This is a genomic window from Pontibacter sp. YIM B11418 (assembly GCF_059278805.1).
Genome location: NZ_JCAEMH010000002.1, coordinates 727782 through 742774, shown reverse-complemented (window position 1 = coordinate 742774; position 14993 = coordinate 727782). Strand labels below are relative to the sequence as shown.

Annotated in this window: 8 protein-coding genes; 3 read left to right on the top strand and 5 right to left on the bottom strand. The window is 42.8% G+C overall.

Features of this window, described 5'->3' with window-relative positions; genetic code table 11:
• Nucleotides 1-94: 94 nt before the first annotated feature.
• From AC4QZR_RS07640 to AC4QZR_RS07630, 3 genes are all read right to left on the bottom strand, one after another.
• Complete coding sequence (locus AC4QZR_RS07640; protein WP_494480366.1) at nt 95-2761, bottom strand: InlB B-repeat-containing protein; 2667 nt, start codon at nt 2759-2761, stop codon at nt 95-97.
• Between the two features lie 1126 nt (nt 2762-3887).
• Nucleotides 3888-5090, bottom strand: coding sequence for a T9SS type A sorting domain-containing protein (locus AC4QZR_RS07635; RefSeq protein WP_494480365.1), 1203 nt, complete (start codon nt 5088-5090; stop codon nt 3888-3890).
• Between the two features lie 534 nt (nt 5091-5624).
• A complete protein-coding gene (locus AC4QZR_RS07630; protein ID WP_494480364.1) occupies nt 5625-6710 on the bottom strand; it encodes a glycosyltransferase in 1086 nt (361 codons plus the stop codon).
• A gap of 1074 nt (nt 6711-7784) precedes the next feature.
• On the opposite strand from AC4QZR_RS07630, the gene AC4QZR_RS07625 reads away from it, so the two are divergent.
• The 3 genes from AC4QZR_RS07625 to AC4QZR_RS07615 all read left to right on the top strand — a co-directional run bounded on the left by AC4QZR_RS07625 (nt 7785) and on the right by AC4QZR_RS07615 (nt 12382).
• Nucleotides 7785-9068, top strand: a complete 1284-nt coding sequence (locus AC4QZR_RS07625) for a polysaccharide lyase family 20 protein (RefSeq protein ID WP_494480363.1) — start codon at nt 7785-7787, stop codon at nt 9066-9068.
• 483 nt (nt 9069-9551) lie between these two features.
• Nucleotides 9552-10349 carry a polysaccharide lyase family 20 protein gene (locus AC4QZR_RS07620; RefSeq protein WP_494480362.1) on the top strand — a complete coding sequence of 266 codons (798 nt, stop codon included), beginning with the start codon at nt 9552-9554 and terminating at the stop codon, nt 10347-10349.
• A gap of 650 nt (nt 10350-10999) precedes the next feature.
• A complete protein-coding gene (locus tag AC4QZR_RS07615; protein ID WP_494480361.1) occupies nt 11000-12382 on the top strand; it encodes an undecaprenyl-phosphate glucose phosphotransferase in 1383 nt (460 codons plus the stop codon).
• A gap of 218 nt (nt 12383-12600) precedes the next feature.
• Here the strand turns inward: AC4QZR_RS07615 and AC4QZR_RS07610 are convergent, their stop codons facing one another.
• Together AC4QZR_RS07610 and AC4QZR_RS07605 are read right to left on the bottom strand one after the other, a co-directional pair.
• A complete protein-coding gene (locus tag AC4QZR_RS07610) occupies nt 12601-13908 on the bottom strand; it encodes a nucleotide sugar dehydrogenase (RefSeq protein WP_494480360.1) in 1308 nt (435 codons plus the stop codon).
• Between the two features lie 4 nt (nt 13909-13912).
• A complete protein-coding gene (locus AC4QZR_RS07605; RefSeq protein WP_494480359.1) occupies nt 13913-14932 on the bottom strand; it encodes a DUF354 domain-containing protein in 1020 nt (339 codons plus the stop codon).
• Nucleotides 14933-14993: the final 61 nt, after the last annotated feature.

Genomic DNA, 14993 nt, shown 5'->3' with positions numbered 1-14993 from the left:
AGAAAAAAAGCGTGAATCATTTATTAAATACCTCTATAATAATAACGTGAGGGCAGTTGTACAGCTGCCCTCACGCCTTATGTGTTTACAATAATTACTTATCTAGTATAAGCTTGAGTGTTTTTGTAGTGCTGTTACTTTGCAATTTTATAAAATATAACCCTTTAGGAAGATGGGTGCCATCTACTTCAAGCCTGTTTAATTCACCTGCAACAGAGCTTACTTCTCGTAAGCGGCCCAACAGCATCCCCTTGGCGTCAAATAAATCGACGGAATAATCTCCTCCTTCTTGGAGTGTGAAGTTAAGCGTTGTTTTCTGAGTGAATGGATTTGGATATGCCCTCAACACATCAGTCTGAAGCTCGACCTTCGCTAGGCTAAGCGAAGAACTTTCTGCAAAGCTTGAAGATATAATTTGAAATGTTATTATGAGCGGCTCGCCCGGTGTTCCGGAGGCCTTGCTGCCGGTGTAAGGGGTTGCCTTCAAGGTGTAGGTGCCGGCGGGCGGCGGCCCCCAGGTGCCGTAGTAGTAGTTGCCCGATCCGTTGTCGCCCTGCAGGGCGTAGGGGGGGGCGTTGTCAGTATAGGTGCGGGACTGGGTACCGCTCAGCTCGAGCTTGACGCTGCCCACCGCCCCAGGCGAGGTGTTGGCCCGGATGTTGAGCTTGGTGCTTGAGAGCTCAGAGAGCACGATCACTGCCCCGTCCGCGAGTTGGAAGTGGTCCTGCTCGTTGCTGGCGTTGACGAGCGTGAAGCTGACCACCTGCTGCTGGCTGGTGGTGGCCGTGAAGGTGGCCGTCACCGATTTGCTGCGGTCCATGGTCAGGGTGAGCGGGTTCGCGGTGCCCGAGGCGTCGCCCGACCAGCCGGCGAACTGGAAGCCCGCCTGCGGGCTGGCCGTCAGCGTGACGGTGCTGCCGGGCGCGTAGCTCGCCTGGTCCGGGCTCCTCGTCACTGTGCCCCCGCCCACCGTGCCCGTGCTCAGGCTGTACTGAGTAGTCGGCGTGCCCCCGTCCTTGGTTACTGTAAAGGTGATTGTCATTGGGGTGCCCGGTGTTCCGGAGGCCTTGCTGCCGGTGTAAGGGGTTGCCTTCAAGGTGTAGGTGCCGGCGGGCGGCGGCCCCCAGGTGCCGTAGTAGTAGTTGCCCGATCCGTTGTCGCCCTGCAGGGCGTAGGGGGGGGCGTTGTCAGTATAGGTGCGGGACTGGGTACCGCTCAGCTCGAGCTTGACGCTGCCCACCGCCCCAGGCGAGGTGTTGGCCCGGATGTTGAGCTTGGTGCTTGAGAGCTCAGAGAGCACGATCACTGCCCCGTCCGCGAGTTGGAAGTGGTCCTGCTCGTTGCTGGCGTTGACGAGCGTGAAGCTGACCACCTGCTGCTGGCTGGTGGTGGCCGTGAAGGTGGCCGTCACCGATTTGCTGCGGTCCATGGTCAGGGTGAGCGGGTTCGCGGTGCCCGAGGCGTCGCCCGACCAGCCGGCGAACTGGAAGCCCGCCTGCGGGCTGGCCGTCAGCGTGACGGTGCTGCCGGGCGCGTAGCTCGCCTGGTCCGGGCTCCTCGTCACTGTGCCCCCGCTCGAAGACGAAACGGCTAAGGTATACTGACTTGGTGAGGTTGTGCCATCAGTTGCTAACACCCCAACCACATGTGTGCCACTGGAAGCCAGTACGACAACGTCGCTACTATAATTATCCTTACTGCTCGTTGGATTGTTGTAGCTCCCTTTAAGTAGAGTAAGCTGCGAACCAAAGCTGATGTTCAATGCTGCAGACTCCTTATAAAGTATATCACCACCACTATCACTGGCAATATAAATCACTTTTATTCGGTTAAGTTGCTCATTAAGAATGACGATAGGCCTTGTTCCGCTTTCTGATACACCATATAGATTATCCCAACTGCCGGAAGGCCGACGTACAAGCAGCGCGATCTGGGGGTAACCCCTGGTTCCATATTCAGTTTTAATGGCACAGTATAACGTGCCGTCACCAGCAACAGCCATGTTTATATGGTCATCAGCCATTCCATTGCCTACATTGAGAGAAGACTGGGAAGCAGGCACTTCATCCGATGCCCAATCAGCGGGATCTGCTCCGTCATCATGGGTTTTAAATCCGAAGCGTCTGGTATTTTGGTTTGACCAGAATACTCCAATTTTTCCAGGTAGCGTTATCACTGCACAGATGTCGTCATCGGTTACTCCTGTAGCTATTGTAACGGGAGCACTCCAATTTGAATAAGGCGGATCACTCCAGCGTACATTAATGTCGCTCACGCCGGCTGATGCCAGCCACATTCTGCCTCTGCTGTCTATATCTATTGTTGAGGTTTCCACACCCTTGTCGAGCGTAAGCCCTACTGTGGAGGTTCTCCTGGACCAAAGCTTGTAGGTGCCTAGAGAAGCATCGTACTCGACAGAGGCCATTTGAGAGGAGGCTCCCTGGTATAAAAGTATGTGCGTAATGTTGCCAGCAACTTTACAATCGGCTTTGGATGTTGTTCGCGATGAGAGCTTAAGTACATTTGTCCAATTAGCGCCATCAAGTCTCCAAAGAAAAGTGCCTCCGGAGTTTGGAAACACAGCCCACCACTTTCCGTCGTACTGCCACGGTTTTGATTGGGGCTTTTCGCCGGTTGTAGTAGAAGTAGGCTCTGAGTTAAGATTGGTTATAGAAGAGAATCCGGCGCCCACTTGCTGTGCGGACAAATTAGAAGCTACTACTAAGCAACTTATAATGAATAAGGTATATTTTTTAATCATAAGTTCGATTCGTTAGGTGGGATAGTTAGCGATCATAAATTCATTTTAGTCTACTTGAATGCAGATTATAGGGATTTGATTATTTGCACTTATTTATTTTTAGTTATAATTAATGTTATAACTTAGTATAAGATTATGCTTGTGATATGTTGGGTGGGAGGTGCCGAAATTTGGCTAATAGCATTTAATATAATGTAGACGGGTTTTAAAATAAAGGTGAGTAGCAGCCCGTGAGGCTAAGGTTTATAACTCTTTGCCAAGCGAATGTATAGAATACTTATAATTGTATCTTATTATAAAGCTTTACAGATAGGTTGGCGACATCTTGTCTTGAGTAGCAATAGCTTTAAATAGAATAACAGAACTTCATGTCTCGGGACTGCGACAAGCAATTCGAGAATACTTACTAGATGACCAACTGCCGCCCTCAGACCAGGCGGCTGGTGCTTCGGATGTTGATTAGCAACTCCGACACACCCGACAGTGAGCAGGTGACGGCCATGTACCGACAGACAATGCGTCGGTAGCTGGGTCAGAAGGCTGGCAGCCTGCAGGTCAATTTCTGGCAACAGTGCTGTAGGCAGGTTCAAATTGACAAAATGCCTCCATCAGGAAAAGAGTGAATATGGCGCACGCGGTGGTTCTTCAATGCTTATGCACCAGAAACAAATGAGGCGCTGGCCTGGAACTGAGGTTTACACCAGGAACATTGAATGGGCGAGCCTTTGTATGAGAACAAGAAACAGAAGAATCGTTAGGAAAATGACATGTTTCCCTAGAGAAGAGCAAGGGTATTACAATGCTATGAAGCTAGTATTCTATTTCATAAACCATCATATACTGTAAAACTTGTACAGGCTAAATCTGTATTTGTAAATATGTTGCCTATGAAATAATAATGTAGGAGTGAAATAATAATGTAGGAGGTTGGCTTCTTAGTTAAGGGCCATTTTCTTGTCCTATAGTAACACTATGTGCCTTGCAACCAAACATCGTTCATTCTGGTCTAGTCGAAACATACCTGTTTTATTTGGCGAGCCGTTACTAATTGCAAGCAAATTTTCGAAATCCAAGCAGATCTTTACAAATAAAGTTAAATCCTGATTAGCTGATGAGATTGATGCCATTACCTTTCAAGTACCAATTTTAATGACCTAGTGACTCCAGGTGCTTGCAATTTGATTAGGTAAAGTCCTCGGGGCAGCCAATTGCCACCAATTTGAATTGTATTAAGCTCATAGGCCACTGCTTTACCTTGATCGATTATAGCTATATGGGAGCCCTTCGTATCATACATTGTAATTTCATATTCTCCTCCCCTTGTAAGAGTGAAATGTAAAGTTGTTTTTTCTGAGAATGGGTTAGGGTAAGCACCAAAGGTTCTACCTATATCATCTGCACATGCAATATGTAATGAACCCCTATTATTTGAAAGGAGTACACCAGTTACATGCGTTTCGTTTGAAGCTAAAATTACGATATCTGTATTGTAATTCTCTTTACTACTCGAGACGTCATTATATGTACCGTCCAATAAAGTGATTTTTGGCCCGAATAAGATATTATCAATCCTAGACTCATTATACAGAATATTTCCACCACCCTCTATTGAGGTATAAAATACCTTAATATTACCGAGCTCTTCATTAAGGATAACCATAGGCCTGGTTCCTGTTTCAGAAATTCCGTGTAGGTCATCCCAAGCTCCAGATGGGCGTCGTACTAGCAATGCAATTTTTGGGTGATTTTTCTTGTCGTAGTTAGTTTTAACAGCACAGTACAAGGTGCCGTCTTTAGCAATTGCCACGTTAATGTGGTCATCCGCCATTCCAGCCCCTATGTTAAGGGCTGATTGGGAGGCAGGCACCTCATCTTCTGACCATTTAGTGGGTTCGTCCCCGTCAGCATGGGTCTTGAAGCCGAACTCCCTCGTGTTTTGATTTGACCAGAAAACACCTATTTTGCCAGGCATGGCGATTACACAGCCAATATCATCGGCGTCGATGCCCGTTGCAAGCGTAATTGGCGAGCTCCACTTAGAATAGGGATAATCACTCCACCAAACATTTATTTTATTTACATCATTGAGCTCAGTTGAAGCCAGCCACATCCTGCCCTTACTGTCAATATCGATCGTTGCAGTCCCTCGCAACCTTTGTATAGGTGATGAAGAGGTTCTTTTAGACCAAGGTGTATAAGTGTTTAAATCTGGGTCGTATTCCACTGATACCAGTTCGGAAGTTGTACCGCCCCTGAATAAAAATATATGCACAACATCATCAACTACTTTGCAATCAGCTTTGCCACTAGTTCTGGTTGATATTGTCAAAGCTTTAGTCCAACTAGTGCCATCCAAGCGCCATACATGAGTTCCAGTTGAGTCAGGTAGCACAGTCCAGTAGGTGCAAGCATATTTCCATACTTTGGATTGTGGTTTCTCTTCAGTATTACTCGATACCCTTACCGGAGTAAGATTGGCTATGGAAGTAAAACCTTGGGTGCCCTGGGCTACTGAATTTAGCGTTATAATACAGCAAAAAATAAGGGTAAATGTTCTTAGCATATTGTAGAGAACTAATGAGGGTCGGATAACAAAATGTGAAAGCATTAAACTATACCTCTTTTACTTGGGAGATCATGTATAAAATACACCAACCCATTTGAAGGTAAACGAAGAATTACTGCATGCTAACCCTATTGAGAAGTTGTGGATACAGTTAAATTTAAACTTGTAAACATTATATATTGTTATATATGTAAAATCCATAAAATTGTTACATAATTTATGTAAATTTTATAAAAACGTACTTTCAGAGTTAAAATGAGTGATAAGCTTTAAAGTAAAACTATGAGGATATAGGAATTATAGAATTGAGCTTACAGAAGCGCTATCTGGCCTGCTATTTTTAATTGGCCTTTTATTTATTTCTTTATGGGAGGTAATCTGTATGTGTTTTTCAAACTCCAAAATTTTTATAAAATTCTTTTTCATCGCTCCATACTTTTTAAAGCTGAGGATTTTAGCTTTTAAGGCAATTAGCTTTATAGTAACCAATTTTGCCTGATCTGACTCGGCAGGAGTATTGATTTTTTGTAGAAGTAACGGGAATAGCCTTTGAACATGCACTATAAAGATTTTAAAAATCTGAAAATTAAAAGACGCCATATTCCTACTTCCCTTATTTACACGCACCCGGTAGGGAATTAATGCGTCGAAGCTCTGCGCCCCTTCCGTAAAGAAGCGTTCACAGTAATCCCAGGTAATCCGGTTTTTAGGAATATAGTGTTTGAATTTTAGACCCTCATCATACCAAATGTCATAACCGGCTAGAGCTATTGCATAGCAGAGTTCAATATCCCCTCCTGCGCTGAGATGATTACCCAATCGGTCGGTAAGCATTGGTTCAAAACCAGCTTTGTGTATCTTTTGGTAAGCTGTTTTTCGTAATACGAAACCAGCTCCATAGACTACATTGTGCTTCACTTGGCCTGATGTTTCAGCTTGTGGGCCATTTGCAAACGAACCATGCCCTATTGCCCATAATGGCGTATCAGGTCCATATTCAAGTATGCCGTTGCCACCCAGTACCCCAATAAATGGATTTTGGACCATCAAATCGTAGGCCAAATTAATGTATTCAGGGCATAACCAATTGTCATCATCGCAAAAGAGAACAAAGTCATATAAGGACTCTTCCATTGCCATTTGGCGAGCATAAGTTAGCCCAAGTCTTGGTTGATGGAAAAGAGAAAAGCGAGTACGGCTTCGGTGCTTTCCCCACTCATTGATTGCTACATTAGCCGTATTGTCAGACGAAGCATTATCTATGACAATAAATTCCCAATTTATATTAGGACGCACGTGCTGGCAAGCTATATGGCGTATTGTCTCAGGGAGGAGTGCAGCTCCATTATAAGTACATACCACAACTGATATACCTTGTCTCATCTTCTTATTAAAATCCTTTTTTATATAATTGAAATTTCTGGATGTGAAACCTTGGACTTTTATTCATGCTAAGAAACTGTTTAAACTGTACATTGGCCATTTGCCAGCTCTTTAGTTTCAACCCTAGCTTCCTTAAGAATTTTACAGATATGCTAGCGGGGATAAATTATAGTAAGCAGAAAGGAGTTATCATCCTTAAGTAGCTCCCAAGTTTCCTCTGTTAAGAGTTATACGTAATATGAAGAATTTCAATAAAAAATTTTATGATTTTGTGATATATTTTGGGAAGTCACTTGAGGGACTTCCCAAAATATATAAAAAGTATCTGATATTAAAATAATCTAGCCAACTTATAAGCATAACAGGTTCAGCCATTTAGCTAGATCTTCTTGTAAATTATGCTTTTAGGAATCTATTATTTCTTTGGGGATTATCTTTGTACCCAGAGTACTGATTTTCAAAAGAAATATAAGCTTGGATATTAGAATGCTGCTTCTAAAGTAGGGACCATGCCGTTTATAGCATGCTTCCAATTTAAGTTTATATTGCTGGATCAGTAATTATGGTTTATATAGTTCTAAATATATATAATAAAAAAGTGAACTGGGGCAGGGGTTGTATGTGCTTTTGAGATAGTAAAAATACAAATGATTCGCTTAGCTGACCTTAGCCATTCTAGGGAGTTAACCCTTGAAAAACAACTACAAATTAAGCGGTTACTATTTTAAATATGAAATAATAAAGAAATATGTAGTAAGAGGTAGCTCTAGCTTTTATTTCTGATCAGAAGTCTCTTACATTTGTGGAGGTCATGCAGCTAAAATGTGCAATTGTATCACAATGTTAATGTATGCTGATTAGCTACCGTAGAATGTTAAACTTTAAACAAAATAGACTCATATGAAAATACTTTTAGGCTGTTTATTAATTAGATAAAGTCCTATTGCAATGAGTTGTTTTCTAAGATAATATAAAGATAAAAGAAATTGCAGTAGGGAGAGTTTAATAAGTTAGTACAATTTAATCTAGAATCAACTTTAGTAAAATTAAAATTTCAACTTTAGCCAAAACAAAATGAATTTTAAATTTCGTAACCTACTCTTGCCTGTAATGGCAGGAGCAATAGCCTTTTCATGCGATAAAAATGAATTAGAAGAAATCTCGCCAGATGCGACAATGAGCGCTGAGATAACGCAGAATGCTACTTCTAATAACTTGCTTTTCAATGAGACATTCGAAGGTGGATCTATTTGGTCCGGTGTGCACCAGCAGTTCGGGCCGAGCCACGCTTTCACCGTTGCCGGCAGCCCTGTCGCCGCCGGCTCCAAGTCGGGCCGCTTCGAGCTGCGCGACTCTGACCCGATCCAGAGCGGGGGTACGCGCTCCGAGGTGCTCTTCCCCGTGCAGTCGAACCTGAACAGGTGGTACGGCTTCTCGGTTTTCTTCCCTTCAGCCGACTACGTCAAGGATTCCTACACCGAAGCAATAAACCAGTGGCACCAAGGCGGGGGCATGAGCCCCTCAATCGCTCTGGAGATCAGAGATGATCGCTACCTGCTGGTGCTCCAGTCCAAGGCCACGGGCACGGGCAAGAGCGAGAAGATCGACCTGGGCCCGGTGGGTAAGAACGCCTGGAACCAGTTCGCCTTTCACATCAAGCATTCCTCTAGTTCAGATGGCCTAATCGAGGTGTGGCTCAACGGCAAGAAGATCCTCAACCGGGTTGGGGCCAACATGTACCCACTCTCCTCGGCCCGCTCGCCGCAGTGGAAGCTGGGCATCTACAAGTGGAAGTGGAACGACAACCTGACCACCGACACCAAGAAGCGCGTGCTCTACTTTGACAACGTCAAGATGGGTAATGAAAAAGCTACCTTGGCAGATATCACCTCCGGATCTACCTCTACTGTACCAACTCCGGTTGAAACAGTAACTGAACCAACTGAGCCAGTTGCAACAGCACCCGCACCAGAACCAACTACAACGGTTCCATCGACCGGTACTTCTGACAGTGCTATCAGCTATACTTTAGTTGATGCTTCTTCTGAAAAAGATGTGATGACTGTTACCAATGGTGCTACACTTGACCTGACTTCGCGTGGTGTGCGTAAGTTTAACATCCGTGCCAATACGGCTTCAGGTGTAAGCAGTGTGTTGTTCGAGTTAACTGGTGCACAGACGCGTACTAAAGTAGATAACCAATTCCCATTCGCAGTACAAGGTGACGACGGCAGTGGCAACTACTACTTCGGTAAGTGGGAACTTCCAGCTGCAGCAGGCAGCTATAACCTGAAAGTAACTCCAAGCTCAGGTGGAGTAGCTAGTGCGGCATCAACGCTAAGCTTTACCATCAAGTAAGAATAATTAATGCATAATCACTAAGGTGATGGGTGTAAATTAAACCCCCACACTATTATATACACGCATAAAAAAAGCAGCTAATATTAGCTGCTTTTTTTATGCCCTCATATTTGGTCTGTTGGTCACCACCTTATATGAGTTAACATCAAGGATTCGCATTTCTAGGTTCATGGACAGCTATATCCAGTATAATTAATGCTGTGAAAGCTATGAATTTAGTTTTTCTAATATTCTATAATAAAATCCTAAATCCGTATTAAAGATATCTCGTATGTATATAAGTAATATAATTTATAACATAATCTATATTAATAAGTAGGTATTAAATCCAACTTTGGATCTGCAAGGTTGTATATTACATAATATTGCACTAGCTATCACTCATTAAAGTTGAGGTTATCAATAATCATATACTTAATATTAAGTGCTCTTTTAGACCAAAGAGAACAATTAGAAGTGACTTGTCCTATTGAGTCAGAGATGGAGCACTATGAAGAATATTTAGTGTGTTCTAATAACTTGCTTTTCAATGAGACATTCGAAGGTGGATCTATTTGGTCCGGTGTGCACCAGCAGTTCGGGCCGAGCCACGCTTTCACCGTTGCCGGCAGCCCTGTCGCCGCCGGCTCCAAGTCGGGCCGCTTCGAGCTGCGCGACTCTGACCCGATCCAGAGCGGGGGTACGCGCTCCGAGGTGCTCTTCCCCGTGCAGTCGAACCTGAACAGGTGGTACGGCTTCTCGGTTTTCTTCCCTTCAGCCGACTACGTCAAGGATTCCTACACCGAAGCAATAAACCAGTGGCACCAAGGCGGGGGCATGAGCCCCTCAATCGCTCTGGAGATCAGAGATGATCGCTACCTGCTGGTGCTCCAGTCCAAGGCCACGGGCACGGGCAAGAGCGAGAAGATCGACCTGGGCCCGGTGGGTAAGAACGCCTGGAACCAGTTCGCCTTTCACATCAAGCATTCCTCTAGTTCAGATGGCCTAATCGAGGTGTGGCTCAACGGCAAGAAGATCCTCAACCGGGTTGGGGCCAACATGTACCCACTCTCCTCGGCCCGCTCGCCGCAGTGGAAGCTGGGCATCTACAAGTGGAAGTGGAACGACAACCTGACCACCGACACCAAGAAGCGCGTGCTCTACTTTGACAACGTCAAGATGGGTAATGAAAAAGCTACCTTGGCAGATATGATGTTCTTGGAGCATAGTGGTAATGTTTCCGGTGTAGATAGATCTATTAATGAAGGGGGTAAAAAGGAAGTGCTTTTTTATCAGTAGATATAAATTTTTATTGAATTGACAAGACCAAAAGCTAATTGTCGGAGTCTATCTCTCTAATTGTAAATGCGTTAGCCTAAATAGAATAATTGCAAAATCTCATTTGACCCCGGTTTGTACTTAGACGCTTAAAAAGCAGTAACCTATTCACCCTTATTTTATAGCTATTCCCTAATAAAACTGTGAAAATAGCACCTTTATTTCTTAAATAAAGTATAATTAATATGGATTGAGTATAATATAGTCAATCATGAATAATACTGTTTTTTATGCTTATAAGCTGAACTTTATACTTGTTGAAAGTATGCATAATTTTAAAATTAGTTTAATTATAAAAAGAAGAAGGTTATGACATAGATTTACACACCTCACTCAGATCAAAGTTGAAGAGCACTGTACACCAGTACCCTAATCCATGATTAAAAATAAGTTACTCTTCCTTTAAGTGTTGTTGAACATTACTCTTGATATGAGTAAATGTTGATTCGACTAAACAAGTGACTCTCAATTTAATATTCGACATATGACTTTGTACTGCTCACATGCTAGACTAAGGTTGCTTCGATGCCCTGCTAAAATTGGCATTAGTTCCCTGGGGCTGTGAGTGTTGAGATAATGGAATCCGTGAACCAGTTATTTTAAAGAATACCATGATTAAGCCAAATCAGAATTTTCCTATAATATATCTTGGAGGGGATATAGCGACATTCATTCTTATCTCTTTTGGTGCCATTTACTTTTTCTCAGACAGAGAGCCCTCAGAGCTAACATGGGGAGCATTAATGGTATTAATGTTGTTTTGGACAATAGTTAGCTATTGGATGAGGTTGTATGATGCTAACATTAATCATGAGTTAAATTTACGTATTATAAATTACATTAAGGTATACATAACCTTACTGGGCTTAGTATTCTTATTTTACTGGTCTTTTCCCTTCTCTTTACAAACCAAGAATTTAGTTGCTGCCGTAATGTTAGGGTTCCCTGTACTAGGTATTCCGATTAATTTTTTTATTTCTGGTATGGTTAATAAAGTTAGAAACGGGGCTGACAGAACTAAATATACGCTGGTAGCTGGTATTGGGCATCAAGCTGGGGACGTTGAGAAGAACCTAAAGGATTTTTATAAATCAGAGCATGAAATCAAAGGATTTATAAAGTGCAAGAAGGAAGAATGCGCAGTTGGACAGGAAAGAGTGGTAGGCGATCTGGCACATATCAACGAATACCTCAGCCAGCATACAGTGGATGAAATTGTAATAGCTCTTCCGGTTAAGGTCTCTAAGAAGGTGAAAAATATAATAGATGCTGCAGACTATCATGGTATACGAGTGAAGTATATACCAGACTATAGAGGCCTGTTAGGGGAAAATTATAAAATGACCCGCTATGGAGAAATAGATGTAGTAAACGTAAGACAACTACCCTTAGACGAAACATCTTCATTTATACTAAAAAATTGTTTTGACAAGGTTTTCGCCAGCATGGCGCTTATTGCGCTTTCACCAATCTTCCTACTGTTAGCTATTCTAATAAAGTTGGACTCTCCAGGCCCTGTATTTTATAGTCCTGTACGAATCGGAAAAGGAGGAAGACCTTTCAAAGTCTTCAAGTTTAGAAGTATGCGGGAGAATGACCCTATTTCTGGCGGCACCATGTCAACTCAGAAAAACGACCCGAGGGTAACTGGTATAGGCCGGATATTAAGAAAGTATAGCTTAGATGAGCTGCCCCAATTTATGAATGTATTACTTGGTGATATGAGTGTGGTGGGCCCAAGACCACACAGAAGTTACCTCAATCAGCAACTGCAGGCGAGCGTGGCTAAGTATATGATCAGGCATTATTTTAAGCCTGGCATAACAGGTTGGGCACAGGTGAACGGCTGGAGGGGCCCCACAGAAACTGAGGAGCAGAAAATACAGCGAACGCTTCATGATCTTTGGTATATGGAGAACTGGTCACTTATGTTGGATTTGAAGATAATTTATAGGACGGTACTAAGTAGGAAGGCACATAAGGCTGCTTTCTAAAGTTTACCATTATTCTTCACCAACCAAAACAAACCGGCCTCCCAATCAGGAGGCCGGTTTGCTTTGGTCAAAATAAAAGAGGAGTACAAATTGCATCAATATTGCTGCTTGTACTCCTCTTTTATTTGGTTGATCTTATTAAAGCAAAGTGCCAGCCAATAGATGTGAAAGTGAGGGAATATATAAGATACTTTTGATACTGATTATGTAGTATTGATTTACCAGCAGAGACCATTGTAATTCGGAAGTAGCTCAAGTTCCTTGACTCTGACCAAATCTATCACAGCGTGTTTGTCCATGAGTAACTCATGGTACGGTGCAGCGTCAAAGTTTCTATGGTTAACCACAATTACATCATTTTGTTTTATAGCTGTTTCAAGGTCATTTACAATCAGTTCAGACAAATGGGGCAGACGCTCATTTATGAATGCTTTATTAGCACCGATTAACTTAGATAAACGTACATTTTCGTCATAAATGGTGATGTTGTATCCCTTGCCTATCAAGGTTTCGGCGAGATCCACTGAGGGGCTATACCTCAGATCATCTGTGCCTTCCTTAAAGCTAAGGCCAATAAAGCAAATCTTTCGCTTGGCTGTCTTCGCAATCATTTCGAAGGCCACTCTCTTTTGATGCTCATTGGAGGAGTCAATAACTCCTAATATTGGGGTGCTGATGTAATTGTCATGACCTAAGGTAACAAATCCTCTTAAATCCTTTGGTAGACAGGAGCCTCCGTAGGCAAAGCCAGGCTTGAAATACGCAGATGAGATATTGAGGTGCGTGTCCTGACAAAATAGACCCATTACTTTGTGAGAATCAATGGAGAGCGCTTTACATACGTTGCCCACTTCATTTGCAAAAGCAATTTTTAAGGCGTGAAAAGAGTTATTGACATATTTGATGACTTCAGCAATTTTTATTTCTGTGATCTCGATAGGTGCCTGTATGCAACTATAAAGTGAAGCCACTTTTTCGATCGCTTGTTTGTGGTCACCTCCAATTACAGTTACAGATGGATGATAGTAGTCTTTAACAGCTGAGCCTTCGCGCAGGAACTCAGGATTAGAAACTACGGAGAAGTGAACACCTCTCTGCTTGCCTGATACTTCTTCCATGATTTCTCCAAATTTCTGGTTGGTGCCAGGCAAGACTGTACTCCTTATTACCACAGTATGAAACTCCTCTTTTGCTTTTAAAGCTTCTCCGATTTGCTCTGCAGTCTTATAAATGTAAGAAAGATTTAAATGCCCATGGGGGGATGAGGGGGTGCCGACACAGATTATGCTTACTTCTGAGTTTTGTACAGCTTCATCAGCGCACAAAGTGGCTGATATTTTACCTCTGTTATACCCATCCTTGATAATTGTATCGATGTCTTTTTCAAGAATAGTAGGGATACCCCTATTAATGAGATCCACTTTAAAAGAACTGACATCCACACCAATTACCTGGTGTCCGTTTTTTGCCAAACAGCCTAAACTAACACAGCCTACGTAGCCAAGGCCAAAAATTGAAATAACCATAAAATTAGTATTTATAGATATGTATCTGTTCTTTCATAAATGCTACCATATCATCCCAATTTGCAGCAAGCCTTGCACGTGTATCCTTCTGCTCAGTCTCGTCAAACTTTCTTTGGATATGACTATTAATAAACGGTACAGCTTCAGTAGCTGGCAGATGGGCTAGAAGACCGAGGTCCATCAGCATATTGTTGGCCTTCATGTGCCGTATACCGCAATACACACTCGGCACCCCTAGCATGGCTCCTTCTCTGGCCATGCTGTCACCGGATGATACTACTAACTTGGAATAGTAAATAAGGGAGTGGATATCACCAACGGGTTCCTCCAGTATTGTCCAGTGCGATGGAAATTTATGGGCTATACTTTTATCCTCTAATGATAGAATTACTTTAGCATTTGGGTCTATTTCTCGGCTAAGGCTGCAAACAATTGCATCCTCTTGATTATAGTAGTTAAAAGACTTGTTACTTACCTCTCTGATAAAGATATACTGGTGAGGTTCAAGATTGAACTTGTTAAGTATGTCTATGCTCGGTTTGAATCTGGTTGGGCTAAGGTAGCTCCATTCTTTAAGGCAGTTAAAAGTGGAAGTCTTTTTGTTTTTCTCAACAATAGGAGGAAAGAACAACTGATTAGAGAACATGGCATTCAGGCTTCCTATTTTGCCTCTCTCAGGATCGTCATAAAATTGGATAACTGGTACGTTTAATAGCTTGCACGCCATTGCCAGAGGTATGCTACTGGCAGCTACGCAAATATTATATTTGTTTTTTCTAATTAAATCTAAAAACACCAGTGTTCGCTTGATATTTCCATCCCACAAAATAGACCATTTTGTGCCTTTACTGCTTCCCACTGCAATTGTATTTAATCCAGCATACTCTGATTTAATTATTTTCGGGAGCTTCCCTCTCTGAAGGTAGCATACTGTGACATCCCATCCTTCCGCCGCAAGTTCTTGTGAAAGTCCTTTAAATAAATTCAATTGAGCAGGATGTTTTATGTCAAAAAGTATTTTCATGATAGACTGATTTATAGCAAGTAGTGCACGTAACATTAAGGCAATTAACTCAATAGTATAT